At 72.8% G+C, this 23946-nt stretch carries 24 protein-coding genes; 15 read left to right on the forward strand and 9 right to left on the reverse strand.

All coding sequences use genetic code 11. The annotated features are described in order from the left end of the window. Nucleotides 1–2: 2 nt before the first annotated feature. From OG462_RS33555 to cynR, 3 genes are all read right to left on the reverse strand, one after another. Nucleotides 3–617, reverse strand: a complete 615-nt coding sequence (locus OG462_RS33555; protein ID WP_406063478.1) for an ankyrin repeat domain-containing protein — start codon at nt 615–617, stop codon at nt 3–5. 38 nt (nt 618–655) lie between these two features. Then, nucleotides 656–1222, reverse strand: a complete 567-nt coding sequence (locus OG462_RS33560; protein WP_406066822.1) for a heme-binding protein — start codon at nt 1220–1222, stop codon at nt 656–658. A 150-nt stretch (nt 1223–1372) separates the two neighbouring features. Continuing rightward, nucleotides 1373–2278 (reverse strand): transcriptional regulator CynR, encoded by a 906-nt coding sequence (gene cynR / locus OG462_RS33565; RefSeq protein WP_406063480.1) that lies wholly within the window; start codon nt 2276–2278, stop codon nt 1373–1375. A gap of 95 nt (nt 2279–2373) precedes the next feature. Here cynR and OG462_RS33570 point away from each other — a divergent pair, with 95 nt between their 5' ends. From OG462_RS33570 to OG462_RS33590, 5 genes are all read left to right on the forward strand, one after another. Then, nucleotides 2374–2970 carry a carbonic anhydrase gene (locus tag OG462_RS33570; RefSeq protein WP_406063481.1) on the forward strand — a complete coding sequence of 199 codons (597 nt, stop codon included), beginning with the start codon at nt 2374–2376 and terminating at the stop codon, nt 2968–2970. A 109-nt stretch (nt 2971–3079) separates the two neighbouring features. After that, the gene (gene cynS, locus OG462_RS33575; protein WP_406063483.1) at nt 3080–3547 is read left to right on the forward strand and encodes a cyanase; all 468 of its coding nucleotides are present in this window, start codon (nt 3080–3082) and stop codon (nt 3545–3547) included. Nucleotides 3548–3732: 185 nt separating this feature from the next. Beyond that, complete coding sequence (locus OG462_RS33580; protein ID WP_406063485.1) at nt 3733–4494, forward strand: SDR family NAD(P)-dependent oxidoreductase; 762 nt, start codon at nt 3733–3735, stop codon at nt 4492–4494. 123 nt (nt 4495–4617) lie between these two features. Beyond that, nucleotides 4618–5334, forward strand: coding sequence for a TetR/AcrR family transcriptional regulator (locus tag OG462_RS33585; RefSeq protein ID WP_406063487.1), 717 nt, complete (start codon nt 4618–4620; stop codon nt 5332–5334). A gap of 133 nt (nt 5335–5467) precedes the next feature. Next, nucleotides 5468–5857 carry a zinc ribbon domain-containing protein gene (locus OG462_RS33590; protein ID WP_406063489.1) on the forward strand — a complete coding sequence of 130 codons (390 nt, stop codon included), beginning with the start codon at nt 5468–5470 and terminating at the stop codon, nt 5855–5857. 113 nt (nt 5858–5970) lie between these two features. On the opposite strand, the gene OG462_RS33595 is transcribed toward OG462_RS33590, so the two are convergent. The 4 genes from OG462_RS33595 to OG462_RS33610 form a co-directional block, all read right to left on the reverse strand. Continuing rightward, entirely contained in the window at nt 5971–6927 is a 957-nt protein-coding gene (locus tag OG462_RS33595) for an electron transfer flavoprotein subunit alpha/FixB family protein (RefSeq protein ID WP_406063491.1), read from the reverse strand. Nucleotides 6928–6965: 38 nt separating this feature from the next. Next, nucleotides 6966–7751, reverse strand: a complete 786-nt coding sequence (locus OG462_RS33600; protein WP_406063493.1) for an electron transfer flavoprotein subunit beta/FixA family protein — start codon at nt 7749–7751, stop codon at nt 6966–6968. Nucleotides 7752–7795: 44 nt separating this feature from the next. Continuing rightward, on the reverse strand, nt 7796–8962 hold the full coding sequence (locus OG462_RS33605; RefSeq protein ID WP_406063496.1) for an acyl-CoA dehydrogenase family protein: 1167 nt from the start codon (nt 8960–8962) through the stop codon (nt 7796–7798). 128 nt (nt 8963–9090) lie between these two features. After that, a complete protein-coding gene (locus OG462_RS33610) occupies nt 9091–9771 on the reverse strand; it encodes a ScbR family autoregulator-binding transcription factor (RefSeq protein ID WP_406063498.1) in 681 nt (226 codons plus the stop codon). 128 nt (nt 9772–9899) lie between these two features. On the opposite strand from OG462_RS33610, the gene OG462_RS33615 reads away from it, so the two are divergent. The 3 genes from OG462_RS33615 to OG462_RS33625 are packed head-to-tail and all read left to right on the forward strand — an operon-like array spanning nt 9900 to nt 12602. Continuing rightward, on the forward strand, nt 9900–10850 hold the full coding sequence (locus OG462_RS33615; protein WP_406063500.1) for a ScbA/BarX family gamma-butyrolactone biosynthesis protein: 951 nt from the start codon (nt 9900–9902) through the stop codon (nt 10848–10850). 14 nt (nt 10851–10864) lie between these two features. After that, nucleotides 10865–11815 (forward strand): NAD-dependent epimerase/dehydratase family protein, encoded by a 951-nt coding sequence (locus OG462_RS33620; RefSeq protein WP_406063502.1) that lies wholly within the window; start codon nt 10865–10867, stop codon nt 11813–11815. 22 nt (nt 11816–11837) lie between these two features. Then, on the forward strand, nt 11838–12602 hold the full coding sequence (locus OG462_RS33625) for an SDR family oxidoreductase (protein ID WP_406063504.1): 765 nt from the start codon (nt 11838–11840) through the stop codon (nt 12600–12602). A 1-nt stretch (nt 12603) separates the two neighbouring features. Here OG462_RS33625 and OG462_RS33630 read toward each other — a convergent pair whose 3' ends face one another. Together OG462_RS33630 and OG462_RS33635 are read right to left on the reverse strand one after the other, a co-directional pair. Continuing rightward, entirely contained in the window at nt 12604–13254 is a 651-nt protein-coding gene (locus OG462_RS33630) for a ScbR family autoregulator-binding transcription factor (RefSeq protein WP_406063506.1), read from the reverse strand. Between the two features lie 263 nt (nt 13255–13517). Continuing rightward, nucleotides 13518–14021 (reverse strand): hypothetical protein, encoded by a 504-nt coding sequence (locus OG462_RS33635; RefSeq protein ID WP_406063508.1) that lies wholly within the window; start codon nt 14019–14021, stop codon nt 13518–13520. A 331-nt stretch (nt 14022–14352) separates the two neighbouring features. Here OG462_RS33635 and OG462_RS33640 point away from each other — a divergent pair, with 331 nt between their 5' ends. The 7 genes from OG462_RS33640 (at nt 14353) to OG462_RS33670 (ending at nt 23926) form a co-directional block, all read left to right on the forward strand. Beyond that, a complete protein-coding gene (locus tag OG462_RS33640) occupies nt 14353–15903 on the forward strand; it encodes a vanadium-dependent haloperoxidase (RefSeq protein WP_406063510.1) in 1551 nt (516 codons plus the stop codon). Nucleotides 15904–16084: 181 nt separating this feature from the next. Then, nucleotides 16085–16624 (forward strand): HPP family protein, encoded by a 540-nt coding sequence (locus OG462_RS33645; RefSeq protein WP_406063512.1) that lies wholly within the window; start codon nt 16085–16087, stop codon nt 16622–16624. 93 nt (nt 16625–16717) lie between these two features. Further along, nucleotides 16718–17629 (forward strand): sulfurtransferase, encoded by a 912-nt coding sequence (locus tag OG462_RS33650; protein ID WP_406063514.1) that lies wholly within the window; start codon nt 16718–16720, stop codon nt 17627–17629. Continuing rightward, nucleotides 17622–18047: a cupin domain-containing protein gene (locus tag OG462_RS33655; RefSeq protein WP_406063516.1), complete on the forward strand. Its 426-nt coding sequence runs from the start codon at nt 17622–17624 to the stop codon at nt 18045–18047. Before OG462_RS33650 ends, OG462_RS33655 begins: the two co-directional genes overlap by 8 nt. 454 nt (nt 18048–18501) lie before the next feature. Continuing rightward, nucleotides 18502–18978: a cobalamin B12-binding domain-containing protein gene (locus OG462_RS33660; RefSeq protein ID WP_406063518.1), complete on the forward strand. Its 477-nt coding sequence runs from the start codon at nt 18502–18504 to the stop codon at nt 18976–18978. Beyond that, nucleotides 18975–22244 carry an FAD/NAD(P)-binding protein gene (locus tag OG462_RS33665; RefSeq protein WP_406063520.1) on the forward strand — a complete coding sequence of 1090 codons (3270 nt, stop codon included), beginning with the start codon at nt 18975–18977 and terminating at the stop codon, nt 22242–22244. Before OG462_RS33660 ends, OG462_RS33665 begins: the two co-directional genes overlap by 4 nt. Beyond that, the gene (locus tag OG462_RS33670; protein ID WP_406063522.1) at nt 22241–23926 is read left to right on the forward strand and encodes an acyl-CoA synthetase; all 1686 of its coding nucleotides are present in this window, start codon (nt 22241–22243) and stop codon (nt 23924–23926) included. The genes OG462_RS33665 and OG462_RS33670 overlap by 4 nt, the downstream gene beginning before the upstream one ends. Nucleotides 23927–23946: the final 20 nt, after the last annotated feature.

Here is a 23946-nt window from a genome sequence, read left to right on the forward strand (position 1 = left end):
CCCTACTGCCCCGTACGGCACAGGTGTTGGTGTCTCAGGAGGGCCGCGATCTCCGTCAGGCCGTGGCGGACCGCGTGGTCCAGGGCCGTGTCGCCGTGGGGGTCCGGGAGTTCGGGATCCGCGCCCGCCGCGAGGAGGAGGGCGACGACGTCCTGGTGGGCGCGGCCGCCCGTCCCGAGGATCACGGCCTCCAGGAGCGCCGTCCAGCCCAGCCGGTTGACGTGGTCGACGTCGATGGCCGTCTCGTGGAGGACGGCGCGGACGTAGGCCACGTGGCCCCGTTCCGCCGCCGGGATCAGGGCCGTACCGCCGTGGCGGTCGGTGAGCGTGAGGTCCGGGCCCGCGGGGAGGAGGGTCCGCATCATCGCGACGCCGCCCGTGACGCCGGTGACGAGCCAGGGGCTGTCGCACCGGTCGTCCTGGGCGTTCGGGTCCGCGCCCGCGTCGAGGAGGACCCGAGCGGCGGCGACGTGGTCGCGCCGGGCGGCGTGCATCAGCGGGGTGCGGCGGCGCCCGTCGCGGACGTCGACCCGGGCGCCCGCGGCGAGGGCCGCGCGGACGGCGACGGTGTCACCGTGCACGGCGGCCGCCAGGAGGGTGTCGTCGAGCGCGTTCATGGCGGTGTTCCTCGTACGGGCGGGGCGGGGGCGTGGGACTACTTGCCGAGGGCGGCGACGCCGGCCTGGGCGAACTTCTCGTCGAGGTCGCCCGAGGGCGCGCCGGCGACACCGATGCCCGCGATGGGCGCGCCCTTGGCGGTCACCGGGGCACCACCGGCGAGGAACAGAGTGCCGGGGATGTCCTTGAGAGTCGGGGCGTTGGTGAGGCGCTTGGCCAGCTCCGAGGTCGGGGCGTTCCAGGAGACGGCGGTGTACGCCTTCCTCACGGCCGACTCGTAGGACTGCGGGCCGGCGCCGTCGCCGCGCAGGGTGACGATGGTGTTGCCGTTGCGGTCGACGACGGCGACGGAGACGCGCTGGTTCTCCTTCTCGGCGGCGTCGAGGGTCGCCTGGGCGGCCTTCGTGGCGGCCTCGATCGTCAGGTGCGTGGACCGCGTGGTGTTCTTGTTCTTGGCGTCCGCCTTGGCGACCGCGGCGGCGGGGGCGGCCGCCGTGTTCTCGTCGGTCGCGCTGGCCGAGTAGGCACCGAAGCCACCGAGGGCGAGCGCGGCGACGATCGCACCACCGGTCACGACACGGGTGCGCGAGGTGGCCTTCTTCACGTGCTTCATGGGTCTGCTCCAGTGAACTCGGTGGACTGCGGGGGCCGTCGGTGCTCCGTGGCCCGCTTCCCTTCCATCCTGGGGTCGTCCCCCTACGCCGTCGGTCGTCGTCCCGGCTGCCTCCGGCGCCCGCAACGGTGGACCCCGGGGTCATCCGATCGGTTGACCCCGGTCCTCCTCGTGCCACTCTGCTGCCAGCTCGGTGAACGCGCGCGTGGCCGCGCTTCGGTAGCCGGCCGCCCGCCGGAGCAGGGTGACACCGCGGGTCGGCAGGGCGGGGGAGAGCGGGACGGGGCTGAGGTGCGGATGGTCCCGGGTGACGGCGTCGGGCAGGACGGTGGCCAGGGCGGTGCGCCGGACGATCTCGGTGAGCGCGCTGACGGCGTTTGCCTCCACCGCGATCCGTGGCCGGAGGCCGTGCGCGGAGACATACGCGTCGATGTGCCGACGGGTGGCGAAGTCCTGGCTCAGCAGGGCGAGGTGATGGTGGTTCAGTTCCTCCGCAGGTACGGGCGCGGTCCGGCCGGCGAAGGGGTGGCCGGGTCCGACGACGAGGCCGAGGGTCTCGGTGAACAGCGCGGTGGACTCGATCCCCGGCAGATGGTCGCCCCGGAAGGCGATGCCGAGATCGAGCCGGTCGGCGAGGAGCTCGGCCTCGATGCGGTCCTGGGGCGACTCCCGTACCTCCACGGCGATCCCCGGGTGCCGCGTGTGGAAGGCGGCGACCAGAGGGCCGGTGAGGTACGTGAAGGTGGGGGTCGCCGCGAGCCGGAGCCGGCCACGGGAGAGGTCGCGCACGTCGAGGACCGCCCGTTCGCCCGCCGCCAGGTCCTGGAGCGCGCGCCGGGCGTAGCCCGCGTAGGCCTCCCCGGCGTCCGTGAGGCGCACCGTGCGGCCGGTGCGGTCCAGGAGCAGTACCCCGAGGGCCTTCTCCAGCTGCTTGATCTGCTGGGAGAGCGTGGGCTGGGCGATCCGGAGCTCTTCGGCGGCCCGGGTGAAGTTGGCATGCTCGGCGACGGCGAGGAGATAGCGGAGGTGACGGAGTTCCGGCTGCATGCGATCAAGTGTAGGACCGGATATAGATGACATCTATGGCAGGGATCGATATTGGGTCTTGGACGCTATAGGTGCTGGTCGTGCAAGGTGAAGGCATGCCTCATCTCGCCGAGGGAATCGCCCGCTTCCAGCGGGAGGTCTTCCCCGCCAAGGCCGGGCTCTTCGCCCGCCTGGCCACCGTCCACCGCCCCGGCACGCTGTTCATCGGCTGCTCGGACGCCCGCGTCGTACCCGAACTCATCACCCAGACCGACCCCGGTGAACTCTTCGTCATCCGCACCGCCGGAAACCTCGTCCCCGCCCACACCCCGGGCACCGACGGCGTCGCCGCCGGTGTCGAGTACGCCGTCACCGTCCTCGGCGTGCGGGACGTCATCGTCTGCGGGCACTCCGCCTGCGGCGCCATGACCGCGCTCGCCGAGGGCCGCGACCTGAGCGGCGCGCCCGCCGTCGCCGCCTGGCTGCGGCACGCCGACGCCTCCCTGGCCCGTACCGCCGCCGCCGGCCGGGCGGGGGACGTGGCCGCCCTCGTACGGGAGAACGTCGCCGCGCAGCTGGCGAACCTCGCCACCCACCCCTCGGTGGCCCGCGCCCTCGCCGAGGGAGACGTACGGCTGCACGGCTGGGTCTTCGACATCGCCGACGGCACGGTCGATGAGCTGTCCGCCACCGGCGCCCGCGCCGCCGCCTGAATCACACCCGACCCACCCGCCTGAATCACACCTGACCTACCCCCCCCCTGAATCACACCTGACCCCCCCCGCAAAGAACCTCCCCCCGTAAGGAAAGGACGTACCTCTCATGGTGCACGCCCAGTTCGACCCCACCGCCCGCCACGAGCTCGCCATCGCCGCCGTCGAGGCCAAGACCGTCAAGGACCTCAGCTGGCAGCGGATCGCCGACGCCGCCGGCCTCTCCGTCGCCTTCACCACCGCCGCAGTCCTCGGCCAGCACGCCCTGCCCGAGGCCTCCGCGCGGGCCGTCGCCGAGCTCCTCGGCCTGGACGAGGACGCGGTGCGCCTGCTGCGCACGATCCCCACCCGGGGTTCCCTCGACGGAATCCCGACCGACCCGACCATCTACCGCTTCTACGAGATGCTCCAGGTGTACGGGACCACGCTGAAGGCCCTCGTCCACGAGGAGTTCGGCGACGGCATCATCTCCGCGATCAACTTCAGGCTGGACGTGAAGAAGGTCGCCGACCCCGAGGGCGGGGAGCGCGCGGTCATCACGCTCGACGGCAAGTACCTGCCGACCAAGCCGTTCTGACCCTTCGAGGCGCGCGGGTCCGACCCTTCCGGCCGGACCCGGTTCCGCTTTCGGCGGCGCGGTCTGCGGTTCTATGGTGGGCGGCGCAGATCGCGCGGACCGCGCGGTCCTCCGCGGGCACGCGCCCGATCCGGCGGCCAACCCGGCGGCAGGGTCGCACCCGCACGACACGAACGAGGAGTTCCATGGACATCGCCGGCTCCGCCGCTCTCGTCACCGGTGCCGCTTCCGGTCTCGGCGCCGCCACCGCCGCGGCGCTCGCCGCCCGGGGCGCCACCGTCTACGGACTCGACCTGGACAAGGCCGTGGCCGCCGCAGGGCCGCTGCCCGAGGGCGTCCGGCTGCTCGCCGCCGACGTCACCGACGAGGAGCAGGTCCGCGAGGCCCTCGCCGCGATCGACGCCGACGGCGCCGAGCTGCGGCTCGCCGTGAACTGCGCCGGCATCGCCCCATCGGCCCGCATCCTGGGCCGCAAGGGACCGCACGACCTCGACCTGTTCCGGGCCGTGGTCAACGTCAACCTGATCGGTACGTTCAACGTGATGCGGCTCGCCGCCGAGGCCATCGCCCGGCACGAGCCCGACGAGCACGGGCAGCGCGGTCTCGTCGTCAACACCGCCTCGATCGCCGCCTTCGAGGGCCAGGTCGGCCAGATCGCCTACGCCGCCTCCAAGGCGGGCGTCGCCGGCATGACGGTCACCGCCGCCCGCGACCTGGCGCAGTTCGGCATCCGGGTCGTCACCGTCGCCCCCGGCATCGTCGACACCCCGATGATGGCCGGGTTCGGGGAGGACGTCAGGGCCGGTCTCGCCGCGAGCGTCACCTTCCCGCAGCGCCTCGCCCGTCCGGAGGAGTACGCCCGCCTGGTGACGATGATCGCCGAGCACGACTACCTCAACGGCGAGACCATCCGGATGGACGGCGCGCTCCGGATGACCGCCCGCTGAGGTCCGGCCGGGCCTGGACCGCAGGGCCGGGCTGAGCCTCCGTACCCTCCCTACAGCACTGGGTGCCGGATTCGTCCGGCACCTAGTGCCGCGTCGAGGCCGTCCGGGTGTTAGGTTCGGGCCATGGGAACTGCCGGATCAGCGTCGACGAACTCCACGAAGCCCGCGATGCGGGACTCCCTCATCGCCGCGGCCTTCCAGCTCTTTCTCGAGCGGGGCTACGAGCAGACCACGATCGACGACATCGTCACCCTCGCGGGCGTCGGCCGCCGGTCCTTCTTCCGGTACTTCCCGTCGAAGGAGGACGTGGTCTTTCCCGACCACGAGCAGTGCCTCGCCGACATGACCCGCTTCCTCGCGGCGAGCGCCGACTCCGACGACCCGATGGTCCGGGTCTGCGGCGCCGCCCGGCTCGTCATGCGGATGTACGCCGAGAACCCGACCTTCTCCGTGCAGCGCTACCGGCTCACCCGCGAGGTGACCGGACTGCGCACGTACGAACTGTCGGTCGTCTGGCGGTACGAGAAGACCCTCGGCGACTATCTGCGCACCCGCTGGGCCGACCGCAGGGACGGCACCCTGCGCGCCAACGTGGCCGCGGCGGCCGTGGTCGCCGCCCACAACCACGCCCTGCGGCACTGGCTGCGCTCGGGCGGGGAGGGCGACCCGCTGGCGGAGGTGGACAGCGCCCTGGAGTTCGTCCGCGCCACCTGGAGCCCGGACGCGGTCGTGGACGCGCCGGCCGAGGAGTCCGAGGACGTCGTCGTGGTGATCACCAAGCGGTCCACCCCCATGTGGCGCGTGGTGCGCGAGGTGGAATCGAGCCTCGGCGACAGCTGAGGACGAACCAGCGGTGGACGCCGGGGTTCTCGGTATCTCTAATTGAGGGAACTCAGGTCTTTATTTGATGGCACTCAGTGCCATATCTTTGCTCCATGCACGGTCGAGCCGCCGAGTGCAAGGAGAAGGCATCGTGTTCCACACGGGACTGAGGAGCGGGACCGCCGTCCAGGCCGCCGAGGAGGCGGGCCCCGACGCCGAGCTCTACTTCCAGCGCTGCCGCTGGTGCCACACCACGACGTTCCAGCGACTGCTCTGTCCGACCTGCGGGTCGACCGATCTCAACCCCGAACTCAGCGAGGGCGAGGGCGTGATCTCCGTACGACGCGGGGTCGCCGCGGCCGACGCCGATCTCTGGCCGGTGTACATGACGGAGGGCTTCGTCGTCCGCTGCCGCGTCGACGGGCCGCTGCACGCGGTGCGTCCCGGCGTCCGGGTCAAGGTCTCCTCGGGAGTCGGTGTGACCGGCCGCAGGCCGGTCGTCCGGCTGTGCGAGGAGGTCCCGCTCGACGGCTGGTTCTGACTCCGGCGACGGCTGGTTCTGACTCCGGCCCATGGAATCCGGGCCATGCGAAAGGGGCGGGTGGTGGCACAGAGTGCCACCACCCGCCCCTTTGCGTCATCCGACGCGGACGGTCAGCGGGTGCCGATCTCGTCCGTCAGCTGCGGCAGCACCTCGAAGAGGTCGCCGACCACGCCGTAGTCCACCAGGTCGAAGATCGGGGCCTCGGGGTCCTTGTTGACCGCGACGATCGTCTTCGACGTCTGCATGCCGGCCCGGTGCTGGATCGCGCCGGAGATGCCCGCCGCGACGTACAGCTGCGGCGAGACCTGCTTGCCGGTCTGGCCGACCTGGTTGGAGTGCGGGTACCAGCCGGCGTCCACGGCGGCGCGGGAGGCGCCGACGGCCGCGCCGAGCGAGTCGGCCAGCTTCTCGACGACCGCGAAGCCCTCGGCCGCGCCGACACCGCGGCCGCCGGAGACCACGATCGCGGACTCGGTCAGCTCGGGGCGGCCGGTGGAGACGCGCGGGGTGCGCGAGACGACCTTCGCGGCGTTTCCGGTGAAGGCGACGGCGACGTTCTCGACCGTGCCGGCGGCCGGGGCGGCCTCCGGGGCGGCGGAGTTCGGCTTGACGGTGATGACCGGCACGCCGTGCGAGACCGTCGAGCGCACCTGGTACGAGGCGGCGAAGACGGACTGGGTGGCGACCGGGCCGTTCTCGCCGGCCTCCAGCTCCACGGCGTCGGTGATCAGACCGGAGCCGAGGCGGAGCGCGACGCGGGCCGCGATCTCCTTGCCCTCGCCGGAGGAGGTCACCAGGACGGCGGCCGCCCCCTTCTCCTTGGCGAGCTGGGTGAGCGCGTCGACCTTCGGCACGACCAGCTGCTCGGTGAACTCGGCGCCGTCCGCGACGTACACGGTCGCCGCGCCGTACTCACCGGCGGTGGCGGCGATCGAGGCCGCGGCCTCGCCGGCGCCGAGCACGACCGCCGAGGGCTCGCCGATACGGCGGGCCAGGGTCAGCAGTTCGAGGGCCGGCTTGCGGACCGCACCGTCGGCGTGGTCCACGAGAACCAGGATCTCAGCCATGATTCGTTGCTCCTGTGGGGTGTCAGGCTGACGGTCGGTCAGATGAACTTCTGGGTGGCGAGGAAGGCGGCGAGCTGCTTGCCGCCGTCACCCTCGTCCGTGACGATCGTGCCCTGCGTACGGGCCGGGCGCGCGGCCACGGCGTCGACCAGGGTCCAGGCCCCGGCGAGGCCCACCTCGTCGGCGTCGATGTCCAGGTCGTCCAGGTCGAGCTCCTGGACCGGCTTCTTCTTGGCGGCCATGATCCCCTTGAAGGAGGGGTAACGGGCCTCGCCGGACTGGTCGGTGACCGAGACGATCGCCGGCAGCGGGGCCTCCAGGAGCTCGGTGGCGGCGTCGCCGTCACGGCGGCCCTTCACGAGGCCGTCCTCGACGGAGAGCTCCGAGAGCAGGGTGACCTGCGGCAGGCTCAGGCGCTCGGCGAGCAGCGCGGGCAGCACACCCATCGTGCCGTCGGTCGAGGCCATGCCGCAGACGACCAGGTCGAAGCCGGTCTTCTCCAGGGCCTTGGCGAGGATCGCGGAGGTGGCGATGACGTCGGAGCCGTGGATGTCCTCGTCGTTGACGTGGACGGCCTTGTCGGCGCCCATCGACAGCGCCTTGCGCAGCGCGTCCTTGGCGTCGTCCGGGCCGACCGTGACGACGGTGACCTCGGCGTCGTCGGAATCCTCGGAGATCCGCAGCGCCTGCTCGACGGCGTACTCGTCGAGCTCCGACAGCAGGCCGTCGACCTCGTCGCGGTCGACGGTCAGGTCGTCGGCGAAGCCGCGGTCGCCGGTCGCGTCGGGTACGTACTTCACACAGACAGCGATCCTCAGGGTCACGGCCTGGCTCCTTTCAAACGGTCAAGCGGTCAAGTGACGGACGATTACGGGAGGTTGCGGGCCATGACGATGCGCTGGACCTGGTTGGTGCCTTCGTAGATCTGGGTGATCTTGGCGTCGCGCATCATGCGCTCGACGGGGTAGTCGCGGGTGTAGCCGTAGCCGCCGAGGAGTTGGACGGCGTCGGTGGTGACCTCCATCGCGACGTCGGAGGCGAAGCACTTGGCGGCGGCGCCGAAGAAGGTGAGGTCCTCCTTGTCGCCTCCGGCGGAGACGCGCTCGGACTTCGCCGCGGCGGCGTAGGTGAGCTGGCGGGCGGCTTCGAGCTTCATGGCCATGTCGGCGAGCATGAACTGGACGCCCTGGAAGTCGGCGATGGGCTTGCCGAACTGCTTGCGTTCCTTGACGTAGCCCTTGGCGTAGTCGAGAGCGCCCTGGGCGATGCCGATGGCCTGGGCGGCGATGGTGATGCGGGTGTGGTCGAGGGTCTTCATGGCGGTGGCGAAGCCGGTGCCCTCGGCGCCGATCATGCGGTCGGCGGGGATGCGGACGTTGTCGAGGTAGACCTCGCGGGTCGGGGAGCCCTTGATGCCGAGCTTCTTCTCCGGGGCGCCGAAGGACACGCCCTCGTCGGACTTCTCCACGACGAACGCGGAGATGCCCTTGGAGCGCTTGTCGGGGTCGGTGACGGCCATCACGGTGTAGTACTCGGAGACGCCGGCGTTGGTGATCCAGCGCTTGACGCCGTTGAGGACCCAGAAGTCCCCGTCACGCACCGCGCGGGTCTTCATCCCGGCCGCGTCCGAGCCCGCGTCGGGCTCGGACAGGGCGTAGGAGAACATCGCGTCGCCCTTGGCCAGGGGGCCGAGGTACTTGTGCTTGAGCTCCTCGGAGCCGGACAGGATCACCGGCAGCGAGCCCAGCTTGTTGACCGCCGGGATCAGCGAGGAGGAGCCGCACGCGCGGGCGACCTCCTCGATCACGATCACCGTCGCGAGCGCGTCCGCGCCCGCGCCGCCGTAGGCCTCCGGGACGTGCACGGCGTGCAGGTCGCTGGCGACCAGCGCGTCCAGGGCCTCCTGCGGGAAGCGGCCCTCCTCGTCCACCGCGGCGGCGAACGGCACGATCTTCGCCTCCGCGAGCGCACGCACCGACTCCCGGAGCATGTCGTGCTCCTCGGAGGGCCGATACAGGTCGAAGTCCTTGCCCATGATGTGGAGCTCCCCTAGACGCTTTTGGCACTGAGTACCCTCAGCAAAACACACTCAGTGCCACGACGCCAGAGCGCCCCGACGCTGATCTGCGTCGGGGCGCTCAAAGGACCGGTCGGTCGGTTTTATTAACCAGGAGTGTCCGCGAGGTTTCCTTCTTCCCGCCGGAGCCGGCTCGCGTCGTACTCGGCGGCCAGCTCCCGGGCGCGGGCCTCCGTCATGTCGAGTCCCGTCAGCAGTGCCGGCGTACAGATGGTCGGCAGCACATGCCGGAGCAGGACGGAAACCCGGTGCGTCAGATCGTTGCGATCGCACAGAATCTGCGACATCGTCTGGATTCCCGCGTACGCGCCGGAGAAGAGCTCCGCCGTGTCCGTCACGTTCACGTGGAGCAGGAGCTCGCCCCGCGCCTTGGCCACCGTCAGGATCTCCGACACCTGGTCGATCCAGGCCCGGAACGGCGCACCCCGGTCGACCCCGGTGGCACCGCTGTCCAGGGCGAGGGCGACGCTCGCCCGCACGAGCGGGTCGCGCTGGAGCCGGTGGGCGAGCAGGAAGCCCTGGTCCACCAGCTCCTGGAGCTTGATGGGCTGGGGCGTGAGCGGCTCGTCGAGCAGCTGGGCGTCGAGAACGCCGAGGGCCAGATCTTCCTTGGAAGCAAAGTGGAAATACAGAGCCCCCTTGGTCACCCCGGCGCGCAGCAGGATCTCGCCGATGGTCGTCCGCTCGTAGCCGCGCTCCGCGAAGACGGTCGCGGCCGACTCGAGGATCACCCGGCGGGTTCGGATTGCACGCGCTTGCTGCGCCAAGGCGCCTCCTGCTGTCTCGCTGTCTGTGCTCAACGTGTGACGTGAAGCATTGAAAAGAAAACCGCGCTGTACGTATTCTACGTCGGGCGGGTTTCACCGCCGGGGGGTTGGGGACGCGAGGGGGATCCATGGATCAGAACTGTCGAGGAGCGACGTCACACGTCCCCGGGGAGTTCGTTCACCGAGCAGATCCCGCGGACATCATCCCCACGGGCTGGACGCAGCTGCGGGAGAACCGGTTCTCCGTATCCGCCCGCTGGCCTGCCGCACATCCCTTCTTCTCTCCGGTGGCAGCGGTCCGGCACGACCCCGTACTGGTGGCCGAGACGATACGCCAGACCACCATGCTGGTCGCTCACGCCGAACTCGGGGTACCCCTAGACGAACAGTTCGTCATGTGGGGCCTCTCCTACACCGCCGATCCCGAGGCGCTCGCCGTGGACGGCCTCTCCTCGGACGTCACCGTCGACGTGGTCTGCTCCGACCTCACGAGCCGGGGCGGACGCCTCCGGAACCTGCGCACCACCATGGTGCTCACCCGCGACGGCCGGTTCCTCGCCACCGGCGGCGGCCTGGCCCGCTGCACCTCCGCCCTGGCATACCGCCGGATGCGGGGCGAGCGCATGGCGGCGCTCGGACGTCCGGTCCCGCTGATACCCGCGGTGGACCGCGGGCTCGTCGGCAGGGAGCGGGCCCAGGACGTCGTCCTCGGGCCCGGCACCCGCCCCGGTCAGTGGCAGCTGCGGATCAACACCGCCCACACCACCCTCTTCCGGCGCCCGAACGACCACGTCCCCGGGATGCTGCTCCTCGAGGCCGCCCGGCAGGCGGCGACGATGACGATCGGGAGCGCGGCCTACCTGCCCCACGCCATGGACGTCTCCTTCTCGCGCTACGTCGAACTCGACAGCCCCTGCTGGATCGAGGCCGAGACCGTCTCCACCCCGGACCCCTCGACGACCACCGTCAGGGTCTCCGGCCACCAGGACGGCACGGCCGTCTTCCTCTGTACGCTCACCTCCCCGTCCCGGGAACTGGCGGGGGCCACGGCCGGCCTCGACAGCCGGCTGGCGGGCTGAACCGGATAGGCACGATGGGCCCTCACATTCTGATCACCGGCGCGACCGGATTCATCGGCGGCCGGGTGGCGGCGGCCGCGGCGTCGGCGAAGCAGCCCGCACGCGTACGGCTGCTCGCCCGCCGCCCGCTCACCGGCCCGGGGGAGCAGGCGGGACCGGAGACCGAGACCGTCCTGGGCGACCTCCGGGACCCCGACTCGCTGCGCCGCGCCTGCGAGGGGATCGACGTCCTGATCCACTGCGCCTCGGCGATCGGCGGGGACGAGGAACTGGCCCGCGCCGTCAACGACGAGGGAACCCGGGCCCTGGTCGACGCGGCCGTGGCCGCCGGCGTGACCCGGATCGTCGCCCTGAGCACCGCCTCCGTCCACGGACGCGGTCCCTTCCGGGCCGCCGCCCCCGGGACCCTGCCGCTCGCCCCGGGCTCGGCGACCAGCCGCACCCGGGCGGCCGGCGAGCGGTACGTCCTGGACGCGGGCGGGACCGTCATGCGACCGCATCTCGTGTACGGCACCGGGGACCGGCAGCTGATGCCCAGTGTGGTCCGGCTCCTCGCCGCGCTGCCGGCGCCGCTCGACGGGGGCGCCTCGCTGCACTCCCTGATCGATGTGGACAGCCTCGCGGGTGTCCTGTTCGGCGCGGCGCTCTCCTCCGCGACGGAGCCGGGCCCGTACTACGTCCACCACCCCGAGCCGGTGCCGATCGGCGAGCTGCTCGCGGGCGCCGAGGACCTGCTCACCCACCGGACGGGGAAGACCCGGGGGCCGGCGGTGGACATCGCCACGGCCCGCGCGCTGCTCGCCGAGGTCCCGTTCGCTCAGCACCACCTGGACATGCTCGCGACCGACCACTGGTTCGAGGACGACCGCCCGTGGCGGAAGCTCGGCTGCGACCCGGGGCCGGGCTTCACCGCGGGGATCGCGGCACACGCTCCGTGGTATCACGATCTCCTCGACCGTTCCTGAACAGAAGGTAGGCACCACCGACATGTCCGCGTTGGCCGGCAGGACCGCGATCGTCACAGGGGCGAGCCGCGGCATCGGAAGAGGCATCGCCGAGCGGCTGGCCGGGGACGGAGCCCTGGTCGCCGTCCACTACGGCAGCAACGAGAAGGCCGCCCGCGAGACGGTGGAGATCATCGAGGAGCGGGGCGGCCGGGCCTTCGCGTTCTGTGCGGAACTCGAAGCGCCCGACGCCGTCGACACGTTCTACGCGGCCCTCGACGCGGGCCTGGCGGAGCGGGGCGCGGGTCCCGACTTCGACATCCTCGTGAACAACGCGGCCGCGAGCGGCTCCGGCCGTATCCACCAGCTCACCACCGAGGTCTTCGACCGGCTGGTCGCGATCAATGTGAAAGCCCCGCTCTTCCTCATCCAGCGGGGCCTCGGCCGGCTGCGGGACGGCGGCCGGATCGTCAACATCTCCTCGGCGGCGACGAAGCACGCCTTCCCCGACTCCGTCACCTACGCGATGACCAAGGGTGCCGTCGACACGATGACGCTCGCCCTCGCCAAGGAGCTGGGGCCCCGGGGGATCACGGTCAACGCCGTGGCCCCCGGCTACATCGCGACGGACATGAACGCGCGACGCAGGGCGACCCCGGAGGCGAGCGCGGCACTCGCGGCACTCTCGGTCTTCAACCGGATCGGGACGCCGGCCGACATCGCGGACGTGGTCGGTTTCCTCGTCTCCGACGACGCGCGCTGGATCACCGGCCAGTACGTGGACGCCACGGGAGGGACCGCGCTCTGAATCAGCCGACGGGGGCGTGGGCGGGGCCCGGCACGGCCGCGCTGCCCGCCGGTTTCAGGGCGGCGAGCGTCTCGGGACCCGCCAGCATCGGCAGCAGGGTCCGCCACAGACCGGTCACTGTTCCGGCCGACAGCCACTCGCTGTTGTCCCGGCAGAGCGCCTCGAGACCGACGGTGGCGGCCACGACCGCGCGGACGAGATCCTGCTGACTCCCGATGCCGGTGGTGAGCAGGCCCTCGTCGGCCGCCTCCGCGAGCCGTTGCTGGACACAGCTCTGCCACTCCTGGCGCAGATTCAGGTCCGTACGGAAGCCCCGGGAGCAACTGAGCCGGAACCCCGCGCGTACGACGATGTCCTCGCGGAGCAGCCGGGCCAGGGCGTGTGAGGTGTCGGTCAGGTTCTGCAGGGCGTTCGACTCCTGCCGGTACACGATCCGGGCGGCTCTGCGCAGGACGGTGGCCGCCTCGCATTCGACGGCGGCGGCGACCGCTGCCTTGTTCTCGAAGTGGAAGTGGAGCGCTCCGGGGCTCACTCCCGCGCCCGCGCTGATCGCCGACAACCTGGCCAGGGTGTAGCCGTGCTGGTCGAATTCCCTGGCCGCCGACGTGAGTAGCGCGTCGCGGGTCCGTGTGGCCCGCTCTTGTTTGGTCACCCATGGCTCCAGTAGCACCGTGCGTCGCTGTGGCACGGACTTGCGCCCCGTCGCGCCGTACCGCTCGACGACTTCAAACCGACTGATTGGTATTGTACGAGCAGACCGGGCCATAGGTGTGCCGTCCCGAAGGGACGATGTCGTTCTGTGCGTGCGACGGCGGCCGTGCTCAGCGGCAAAGGGCGTGCCCGGCCGCGGTGGTGAGGGTCGCGGTGACCTGATCCACCGTCATCGAGCGTCCTGTGCACGCCGCACGGTACGGCTCAGCGGCGCGGGTGGGTCGTCACCACCACCACGCCCGCGAGCAGCACCACGTTCTTGACGACGAACTCGCCCACCATGGTGAGCAGCAGCGGGTTGGAGTGGGCGAACGCCACCGACGGCGTGAGGACGAGCACCGCGAAGGTGCCGCAGAGGTGAGCGGCGAGTACCGGCAGCGCCACCGCGCGGGCGCGCCCCGATACCAGCCAGAGACCGAGCGCCACCTCCGCCCAGCCCAGTGCGGGCACGAACCAGCTGCCCGCCGGGAACGGCAGGACGTCGACGACGAGCGCGGCCGCCGGGCTGAGCCCGATGACCTTGAGGACCCCGAACCACACGAACACGCCACCGAGGCCGGCCCTGAGCATGCCGAGGCCGTAGTGGTGCAGCTGTGGGGCCAGCCGGTCGAAGCGGCCGAGCGGGGCCGGGTCGGTGGCGGGCGACGGGGCGGCGGTCCCCGGGGCGGGGGCTGTGGCGGCAGGTATCACCTGGGAGGAAACGGTCATGCGCGGGCATCTCCATCACGAGTCGACGCGGGGGCCGGGCGGGGCCGGGCGGGGCGGATCGAGGCCGGGTGAGGCGGAACCGGGGCGGCGGACCGTTCGGATCACGCCGAAATCCCGACAGGAGGGTCGGACGCCGTGGGCCACGCTAACCACGTCCCGCGCACCCCCGCGACGCCCATCGCTTCCTTGCATGCCCGCGATGGAAGAAGTCGATAGGGCGTTGCCGCACGCGATCAAATCTCGCCAGCCTGAGCACTGTTCGAGTTTGTGTTTGATCCACGGACTCGGACCGCGTCCATCCGCTCCCGGCAGCATGCGAAGGAATTCACGGATGTCCCACCGACCCGCCGCCCCCGCCTCCACCACGACCCCCGCGGCCCGCACCGCCCTCACCCGGCGCCGGGTGCTCACCACGTCGGCCGCCGCGGCCGGGGCGCTCGCCCTGCCCGGCACCGCGGCGTGGGCCGTGCCCACCAGCTTCGAGGCGGAGACGCGCACCGGTCGCCGCCGGCCCGGCGCCGTGACCGACCCCAGCGTCGTCATCCGCTGGAACCAGGCGGCGATGGACGCGATCCTCGGCCGCTACCAGGCCGCCGGCAACCGCTTCGGGCCCGCCACCGTGAACGCCCGTGCCCTCGCGATCATCCACAACGCCATCTACGACGCCTGGGCCTGCTACGACCACTGTGCCGTCGGCACCCGCTTCGGCGGCGCGCTGCGCCGGCCCCGCTCCGAGCGCACCCTCGACAACAAGAACGAGGCCATCAGCTACGCGGCCCACCTCGCCCTGCTCGACCTGTACCCCGAGTACAAGGTCGCCATCGACAACATGCTGCGCAGCCTCGGCCACGACCCCGAGCTCACCGACCCCCGCCGCAACAGCCCCGCGTGGATCGGCCGCCGCACCGCGCAGGCCGTCCTCGACTACCGGCACGCCGACGGCGCCAACCAGCTCGGCACCCCGGCGTACTCCGACACCACCGGCTACCAGCCGCGCAACACCCCGCAGATCGCCGGGGCCTTCGACCCGGCCACGGTCACGGACCCGGCCCACTGGACGCCGCTGATCGTCGGCGGCAAGACGCAGCGCTACCTCACCCCGCAGTTCGCGGTGATGCAGCCCTTCGCGCTGAGCCGCCCGGACCAGTTCACGGTCCCCGCCCCGCCCGCGTACCCCTCGGTCCGGATGACCGCCGCGATCGAGGAACTCCTCGACATCAGCGCGAATCTGACGGACGAGCAGAAGGCCATCGCCGAGTTCTGGCTCAACGACGACGTCACCCCGCCCGGCGCCCAGCAGATGTGGGGACGGTACGTCTCCGCCCGCGACGGCCACGGGGTCGACGAGGACGCCCAGATATTCTTCGGCCTCAACATGGCCGAGTGCGACGCCGCCATCGGCTCCTGGGCGGTCAAGGCGGACTACGACTTCGCGCGCCCCTCGACCCTCATCCCGTACGACCGGCGCGGACAGCAGATCCGGGCCTGGGGCGGCGCCGGACAGGGCACCGTCGCCATGGACGGCGTCGACTGGCAGGCGTACGTGGCCGTTCCGCCGTTCCCGGCCACCGTCTCCGGGCACAGCACCTTCTCCGGCGCCGCCGCCGAGTTCCTCCGCCGCTTCACCGGCTCGGACTCCTTCGGCGACTCGTACCGCTTCAAGGCGGGCGCCTCCACCGTCGAGCCCGGCCTCACCCCGCGCACCGACGTCGTCCTGCACTGGCCCACCTTCAGCGAGGCCGCGCGGCAGGCCGGCATCTCCCGGGTCTACGGCGGCATGCACTGGAGCTTCGACAACGAGCCCGGCATCGAGATGGGCCACCGCATCGGCAAGGTCGTGCACCGGCAGGCCATGCGCTACTTCGGCGGCACGCACCGCTGACCCGCCCGCCCGCCGGGCGGCTGACCCGCCGGCCGGCCAGCCGCCCGGGCGGGACCGGGGCCGTGGCCCCCGCCCCCGGTCCCGTCCCGGCCCGCAGCGGACACCGGCCGTCCGCCCCTCCCGTATGCCGACGCCGTCGCCCGTCCTGTCCCGCCCTGCCCCGCCAAGGAGAGAACACACCGTGAGCAACCAGACCCAGACCCCCGCGGGCGCGGCGACCCCGCCCGCCCGCAGCCGCTGGGCGGGCGGCGCCCCGCCCTTCCCCGGCAGCCGGCCCGCCGCCCTGGGCACCCTCGCCACCATCGTGTCCCTGGTGATCCTGGTCGCCCTCGGCGAGGCCACCGACCAGCTCCTGATGATCGCCCCGCTGGCCGCCACCGCCATGATCATCTGCAGTACCCCCGTCCTGCCCCCGGCCCAGCCCCGGGGCGTCATGCTCGGCCAGGTCGGCTCCGGCGTCCTCGGGCTCGTCGCCGTCGCCCTGTTCGGCCACTCCCTCTGGGTGGCCGCCGTCGCCGCCGGCCTCAGCGTCGGCCTCATGCTGCTGCTGCGGGCCGTCCACGCGCCCGCCGCCGCCACCGCCGTGCTCGCCGTCCTCCAGGACCCCGCGCCCCTGCGCTTCCTCGTCCTGCTCGCCGTCGGCAGCGCCCTGCTCGTCCTGGTGGGCCTGCTCGCCTCCCGCCTCGGCGTGATCGGCAAGTACCCGACGTACTGGTGGTGACGCCCCGCCCCCGGTGGTGAACCCGCGCCCGCCGGTGGCGAACCCCTTTCCGTCCGCCCGTACGTCCGCGTACCGACCCTCAACGGAGCGCCCGTGAACCGAGACAGACTGCTCGTCAGCTGCGAGCAGATCATGGAACAGCTGCGGAAGCCCGCGGCCGGGGACGAGAACACGGTCCTCGTCGAGATCACCGACGGCGGCAGCCAACTGGGCCGGATCCCCGGCTCGGTCCGCCTGGACTGGACCGGCGACCTCCAGGACCCGGTACGCCGGGACGTCATCGGCCCCGAGACCTTCGCCGAACTCCTCGGCCGGCACGGCATATCCGCCGACCACACCGTCGTCCTCGTCAGCGGCAACAACAACTGGTGGGCCGCCGCCGGATACTGGCAGTTCACCCTCTACGGCCACCGGGATCTGCGGATCCTCGACGGCGGCCGGCTCCGCTGGGAGGCGCTCGGTGCGCCCCTGACCCAGGACGTACCGGAGCGCAAGCCCGTCGCCTACCCCGTGCCGGGCCTCGACGAGACGATCCGCGCCCGCCGCGAGGACATGCTCGACCACATCGGACGCCACCAACTCCTCGACGTCCGCTCCCTGGAGGAGTACCTCGGGCAGAGCAACACCCCGCCCGGCGTTCCGGAGGACCTCGGTGTGCGCTGCGGCCACGCCCTCTCCGCCGAGCACATCCCCTGGCACACCGCCGTCCGGCCCGACGGCACCTTCCGTGACGACGTGGAGCTGGCCGCCGCCTACGCCGGCGTCCGCACCGATGCCCCGACCGTCGTCTACTGCCGGGTCGGATGGCGCTCCGCGCACAGCTGGTTCGTGCTGAGCGAACTCCTCGGCCTTCCCGACATCCGCAACTACGACGGCGCCTGGCGCGAGTTCGGCTCGCTCATCGGCGCCCCCATCGTCAACGGCCCCGAGCCCTGGGGCCCCGACGGCATCCCGTCCATCGTCGCCCAGCGCGACGCCGCCTCGGAGGTCCGCGCCCATGCCTGACGTGACCGTCTTCCGCAACGTGCTCCGCAACGGCTTCGACCAGACCGACCTGCCCTGGGTGCCGTGGACCGAACCCGGCCGCGTCGGCGTCGAGTTCGTCGTCCTCTGGGGCCCCGACCCCGCCGAGGACGAGGACTCCGCCTCCCTGCTGCTGCGCTTCCCGCCCGGCGCGCACGGCGACTTCCACGAGCACCTCGGCCATGAGCTGATGCTCGTCCTCGACGGCACCCTCGACCACAGCGACGGGCGCCGCTTCCACCGCGGCGACCTCGTCGTCGAGGAGCCGGGCACCCGGCACCAGATGTCCAGCGCCGAGGGCTGCACCGTCCTCGCCGTCCGCGCCCGCCCCGCCGCCTCCCGCACCCCCGGGGCCGGCGAGATCACCACCGGCGTCGGCGCCGGGGGCCCCGCCGTCTGAGCCACCACCAGGTACTTCCCGGGACACCGGTCCCGCACGGGCGCCGGGGCAGGGGCCCGCACGGGCGCCGGGCCCCCTCCTGGAGAACCCCGAGGCCACCGGGCCCCACGCGGGCCCGGCGGCCTCGGGCCCGTGCCCCTGGCCCCGCGCGTCTCGTACGCGCCCGGCGCCCGACCCGTACAGGGCAGGGATTCGCCTCGTGCGAGGCCGACGCCGGTACGCCACACCGCCCGGTTCCGTACGGCCGCACCGCCCAGGTCCGTACGGCCGCCTCGCCCGGGTCCGTACGCCCGCACCGCCCGCGTCCGTACGACATCCCGCTCGCGTCGGTACGGGCCGTCGCTCACGTCCCGCACACGGCCCCGGCCCCGCCGGCCTTCCCCGCGCCGGCCGCGCCCCGCACGCACCGCCCTCGTACACCCGCCCGCCCGCACACCTTCCGGAGAGAGACGCCATGACCCCGTCCGCACGGCCCCAGCCCCTGCGCAGTAGTCCCGAGCCCTCCCGCCGGGTCCTGCTCACCACCGGTTCCTCCGACGCCCACACCTGGAACCTCGTCCACCTCCAGCTCTTCCTGGAGGAGCACGGGCACTCCGTCCTCAACCTGGGCCCCTGCGTCCCGGAGCAACTGCTCGTCGACACCGCCCGGATGACCAGCCCCGACCTCGTCGTGCTCTCCTCCGTGAACGGCCACGGCCACCAGGACGGGCTGCGCGCCGCCCGCGCCCTGCGCGCCGACCGCAAGACCCGCTCCCTCCCCATGGTCATCGGCGGGCTCCTCGGCATCTCCCCGGAGGGCGCCGCCACCCGGACCGCCGAACTCCTCGACGCCGGATACGACGAGGTGTACGCGGACGGCACCCCGCCCACCGCCCTGCTGCGCCGGCTCGCCGACCTCGGCGGCGCGTGTACCGGGCGGGCCGCGGCTTGACGACCTCCGCCCCGCCCCCGCTCGCCCGCGGCGATCTCGGCGCCTTCGTCCAGGCCTCGGCCGCGGCCGGCGAACTGGTCGTCCAGCCCCGGATGGGGATGGTCGGGCCCGAGGAGATGGCCGGCGGAGTCGCCGCCGTCGCCGCACTGCCCGAACGGACCGTCGCCACCCTCACCATCGACAGCTACACCCGCGTCGGCGACCACGCCGCCGCCACCGCCGCCCTGCGCGCCGGCCGGCCCCTCAACGGGTTTCCGCTGGTCAGCCACGGCCCGAAGACCACCGCGCGGGTCGCCGCCGCGGCCGGACGCGGCACGCCCGTCCAGGTCCGGCACGGTTCCGCCGACCCGATGGCCATCTTCCGCACCATGGCCGCCGCCGGGCTCGCCGCCTCCGAGGGCGGCCCCGTCTCGTACTGCCTGCCCTACGGCCGTACCCCGCTCGCCGAATCCGTCGCCGCCTGGCGCGACTCCGTCCAGTTCCTCACGGAGGAGAGCCGCGCGCACGGCCGCCGGGCCCATCTCGAATCCTTCGGCGGCTGCCTCCTCGGCCAGCTCTGCCCGCCGTCGCTGCTCGTCGCCGTCTCGGTCCTGGAGTGCCTCTTCTTCGCGGCCAACGGCGCGACCAGCGTCTCCCTCAGCTACGCCCAGCAGACCCATCCCGCCCAGGACGCCGGCGCGCTCACCGCGCTGCGCCTGCTCGCGGACGAGTTCCTGCCGCCGTCCGTCGACCGGCACATCGTGCTCTACACGTACATGGGCGTCTACCCGAGGACCGTGCCGGGCGCCCGGCTGCTGCTCCGCCGCAGCGCCGAACTGGCCGTACGGGGCGGGGCCCAGCGCCTGATCGTGAAGACCGAGACCGAGGCGCACCGCATCCCGACCGTCGAGGAGAACCTGACCGCCCTGCGGATCGCCGCCGACGCCGCCCGCTCCGCGCCCCGGCGCGGCCCGCGCGCGGGCGCCGGGCCCGCTGCCGAGGCCGACGCCGAGGAGACGCTCGTCGAGGCGCGCGCCCTGGTCACCGCCGTTCTCGGGCTCTCCGACGACCTCGGCGTCGCGCTCCTCAAGGCCTTCGACCGCGGCCTGCTCGACGTGCCGTTCTGCCTGCATCCGGACAACCGGGGCGCCGTCCGGTCCACCGTCACGCCGGACGGGCGCCTGCAGTGGACGGATCTGGGCGCGCTGCCGCTGCTCACCACCAGCAGGAGGACGATTCCGATGACCTCACGCCAGCTCTCCGGCATGCTCGGCCGGGTCGCCCGTGAGCACGACCAGGCGGCGGCCGGCAACCCGCCGCCGGAACCGTCGCCGAGGGAGGCCCCGGCGCCGTCCGGGGAGCCGCTGCGGATCGCGTTCGTCGGCATGGGCCCGCGCGGCCTCTCCGTACTGGAGCGGCTCGCGGCCCGCTGTGCCGAGAGCCCGCCCGCGCGGCCCATCGAGGTGTTCGCCGTGGATCCGTACGAGGCGGGGGCCGGGCGGATCTGGCGGACGGACCAGTCGCCGTGGTTCCTGATGAACACCCCGGCCCAGGAGGTCACCATGTTCTCCGGGCCGGCCGACGGCGGGCCGCACCGGCCCGGCGCCGGACCGTCCCTCGGCGAGTGGTGGGCGCGGGACGACCCGGCGGGCGCCGAGCCCGAGGGCTACGCGCCGCGCGTCGTCTACGGCCGCTACCTCACCCATGTCATGCGGCGGATCGAGGAGACCCTGCCGCCCTCCCTCACCGTCCACCGCGTTCCCGCCCGGGTGATCTGCGCGGACCGCGGCCGGGGCGCGGGCGGGCAGGACGGAGCCCCGTACCGGCTGAGACTCGACCGCGGTGACGTCCTCACCGTCGACCGGGTGGTCCTCGCCACCGGGCACCCGATCAACGAGCTCGACGCGGACCAGCGGGCCTGGAAGCGGTTCGCGCGCGAACACAGCACGCCCGCACGACCCGTCCGCCACATCGCGGGCGGCTCCGCGAGCGAGATGCCGCTCGCCGAGATCCCGGCGGGCGCGAGCGTCGGCATCCTCGGCATGGGGCTCACCTTCTACGACATCCTCACCGAGCTCACCCTGGGGCGCGGCGGCACCTTCACCGAGGGCTGCGAGGGCCTTCTCTACCTGCCCAGCGGCAAGGAGCCCCGGATTCTGGCGGGTTCGCGCGGGGGAGTGCCCCTGCTCACCCGGGGCGCCAACCAGAAAGGGCCCGAACACCGGTACCGGGCCCGGCTGTTCACCGCCGAGCGGATGGCCGCACTACGCGCCGAGGAAGCGCCGCTCGACTTCGAGGAGTCGGTCATGCCCTGGCTGCTCGCCGAGGTCAACCTCGTGCTCCTCGCCACCCGGATCCGCCAGGTCCACGGCCCCGAAGCGGCCGAGGAATTCACCGAGCGCGGCGCGCAGGCCCTCGCCGACCGGCCCGCCCCCCGGCTCCTGGAGAGGCTCGCCTCCGGGTACCGCGTCGACGCCCGGCCGATCAGTGGACTCGACGCGCTCGCCCGCCCGTTCGGCAGTCGACGCTTCGGCTCCCCGGCCGAATACCACAAGGTGCTCACCGAATGGCTGCGCGCCGACCTGTTCGAGGCGCGCCAGGGCAACGCCGACGGGCCCCTGAAAGCGGCGGCCGACGTGCTGCGGGACGTCCGGCAGACGATCCGTACCGTCGTCGACTTCGGCGGACTCACCCCCGCCTCGCACCGCCGGTTCCTCGCCGAGTTCGGCCCGGTCGCGGCGATGGTGTCGACCGGACCGCCGCCGCTGCGATCGGAACAGTTCCTCGCGCTGCTCGCGGCCGGCGTCCTCGAACCGGTGGGCCCCGGCGCCCGGTTCGGCGCGGATCCCGTCGAGGGGCGGTTCACGGTCGAGTCCGCGCAGGTGGAGAACTCCTGGGTGCCGCTGGACGTCGTCGTGGACGCCCGGGTGCCGGGCACCGACCTGACGGCCGACCGGGACCCGCTGATCCGGGGGCTGATGGCGGACGGGGAGATCCGTACGTTCACCAACGCGGTCGACGGGGGCGAGGAGTTCGCCACCGGCGGCCTCGACTGCACCGACTCCCCGTTCCACCCGGTACGGGCGGACGGCTCGGTGGACACCGGCACCCATGTGCTCGGCATCCCGAGCGAGTACACCCGCTGGTTCACCCAGGTGGGCAGCGGACGACCGGGTCTCTGGGGCTCCTTCACGCGGGACGCGGACGCGATCGCGGAGGCGCTGGTGGGCGTCGCGGGCGCGGGCCGCCCGGTGACCGGCCGTGCGCTGCTCGGGGGTGTGGGGTGATCGGCGACGCCGGTACGCCCGCCCACGAGGAGTACCGGGCGGCGCGGGATCTGCTGCTGCGGCTGCGCGGCGACCGGGAGGCGGCCCGCGCCGCCTTCCGGTGGCCGCGCGCCGAGCACTTCAACTGGGCCCTCGACTGGTTCGACGTCATCGCCGAGGGCAACGACCGGCCGGCGCTCGAACTCCTCGGCCATCCGGGTCCGGACGGCGGCGTCCCCGTCGTCGACCGGTTGTCGTTCGCCGAACTCTCCGCCCGTTCCGATGCGTTGGCGGTGGCGCTGCGCGAGCACGGGGTCGTACGGGGCGACCGCGTCCTGATCCTGCTCGGCACCCGGGCGGAGCTGTGGGAGACGCTGCTCGGGTGCATCAAGCTCGGCGCGGTCGTCGTCCCCGGCTACCAGGACCTGACCCGCGCCGAGGCGGCCGACCGGATCGGCCGGGGTGTCATCCGTCATGTGATCGCCGCACCCGAACTCGTCGCCATGCTCGACGAGTTTCCTGTTCCGGGCATCCGGATGGCCGTCGGCGTCACGGACCGGGCCGGCTGTGTCCCGTACCCGGACACCCGTCGACCCGGGCGGCCCCGTTTCGTCCCGGACGGGCCGACCCGCGCGGCCGACCCCTCCTTCTGCTACTTCACCTCCGGGACGACCTCGCTGCCCAAGCTCGTCGAGCACAGCCACGCGGGATACGGCGTCGGGCACCTCTCCAGCCTGTACTGGAGCGGCCTGGGCCCCGGCGACCGGCACCTCAACCTGTCCGCGCCCGGCTGGGCCAAGCACTCCTGGTCCAGTTTCTTCGTGCCCTGGGCGGCGGAGGCCACGGTGCTCGCACCCCCGGACGGCGGCCTGCCGGCGGCGGCGCTGCCCGGTGTCCTCGCCGCGCACCACGTCACCAGCTTCTGCGCGCCCCCCAGCGCGTGGCGGTCCCTGCTTCCGTACGTGACCGGGGGCGCGGCAGCTCCCCGACTGCGCGAGGCGACGGCGGCGGGAGAGCCGCTGACGGCCGAGACGGTGGAACGGATCGAGGCCGCGTGGGGGGTACGGGTCCGTGACGGCTACGGCCAGACGGAGGCGACCGCCCTCATCGGCCGCGCCCCCGGCACCCCGGAACCGCTTGCGCCGCTCGGGCACCCACTCCCCGGGTACCGGATCGTGCTGCGCGACCCGGAGACGGGGGAGACGGGCGAATCCGGCGAGGTCTGCGTGGATCTGACGGAGCGACCGCCCGGGCTGATGCTCGGGTACGCGGGCCTGCCCGAGCGTACGGCGGAGGCGTTCGCCGACGGCCTGTACCGCACGGGGGACCGGGGTGAGCGGTGCGCCGACGGTTCGATCCGGCTGCTCGGCCGGATGGACGAGGTCTTCAAGTCCCACGGCCACCGGATCTCCCCGATGGAGATCGAGGCGGTGCTCCGCACCCATCCGGAGGTGGCCGATGCGGCGGTGGTGCCGTGCGAGGACCCGGAGGGCGGACTCGCCCCGTACGCGGTCGTCGAACTCCGGACGGATCGGCAGCAGTTGGACTCCGCCGCTCAGGGGCGCATCGGCGCGGAGCTTCTGGAGCTCGCCGCCGAACGGCTCGCGCCGGTCTTCGTGCCGCGCGGGGTCACCGTCGTGGGAAGCCTGCCGCGCACCCGTTCGGGCAAGGTGCGGCGGGGCGAACTCACCCCGAGGAGCTGAGCCGGGGGCGGGGCCGGCCT

The sequence above is a fragment of the Streptomyces sp. NBC_01077 genome, assembly GCF_045162855.1.
Taxonomy (GTDB): domain Bacteria; phylum Actinomycetota; class Actinomycetes; order Streptomycetales; family Streptomycetaceae; genus Streptomyces.

What these genes read in the sequence shown, in the direction of transcription:
- OG462_RS33635 (WP_406063508.1), bottom strand. Translation starts at nt 14,021, where the DNA reads ATGACCGTTTCCTCCCAGGTGATACCTGCCGCCACAGCCCCCGCCCCG.
- OG462_RS33660 (WP_406063518.1), top strand. Translation starts at nt 18,502, where the DNA reads ATGACCCCGTCCGCACGGCCCCAGCCCCTGCGCAGTAGTCCCGAGCCC.
- OG462_RS33570 (WP_406063481.1), top strand. Translation starts at nt 2,374, where the DNA reads ATGCCTCATCTCGCCGAGGGAATCGCCCGCTTCCAGCGGGAGGTCTTC.
- OG462_RS33585 (WP_406063487.1), top strand. Translation starts at nt 4,618, where the DNA reads ATGGGAACTGCCGGATCAGCGTCGACGAACTCCACGAAGCCCGCGATG.
- OG462_RS33555 (WP_406063478.1), bottom strand. Translation starts at nt 617, where the DNA reads ATGAACGCGCTCGACGACACCCTCCTGGCGGCCGCCGTGCACGGTGAC.
- OG462_RS33615 (WP_406063500.1), top strand. Translation starts at nt 9,900, where the DNA reads ATGGATCAGAACTGTCGAGGAGCGACGTCACACGTCCCCGGGGAGTTC.
- OG462_RS33595 (WP_406063491.1), bottom strand. Translation starts at nt 6,927, where the DNA reads ATGGCTGAGATCCTGGTTCTCGTGGACCACGCCGACGGTGCGGTCCGC.
- cynS (WP_406063483.1), top strand. Translation starts at nt 3,080, where the DNA reads ATGGTGCACGCCCAGTTCGACCCCACCGCCCGCCACGAGCTCGCCATC.
- OG462_RS33605 (WP_406063496.1), bottom strand. Translation starts at nt 8,962, where the DNA reads ATGGGCAAGGACTTCGACCTGTATCGGCCCTCCGAGGAGCACGACATG.
- OG462_RS33620 (WP_406063502.1), top strand. Translation starts at nt 10,865, where the DNA reads ATGGGCCCTCACATTCTGATCACCGGCGCGACCGGATTCATCGGCGGC.
- OG462_RS33580 (WP_406063485.1), top strand. Translation starts at nt 3,733, where the DNA reads ATGGACATCGCCGGCTCCGCCGCTCTCGTCACCGGTGCCGCTTCCGGT.
- OG462_RS33640 (WP_406063510.1), top strand. Translation starts at nt 14,353, where the DNA reads ATGTCCCACCGACCCGCCGCCCCCGCCTCCACCACGACCCCCGCGGCC.
- cynR (WP_406063480.1), bottom strand. Translation starts at nt 2,278, where the DNA reads ATGCAGCCGGAACTCCGTCACCTCCGCTATCTCCTCGCCGTCGCCGAG.
- OG462_RS33625 (WP_406063504.1), top strand. Translation starts at nt 11,838, where the DNA reads ATGTCCGCGTTGGCCGGCAGGACCGCGATCGTCACAGGGGCGAGCCGC.
- OG462_RS33655 (WP_406063516.1), top strand. Translation starts at nt 17,622, where the DNA reads ATGCCTGACGTGACCGTCTTCCGCAACGTGCTCCGCAACGGCTTCGAC.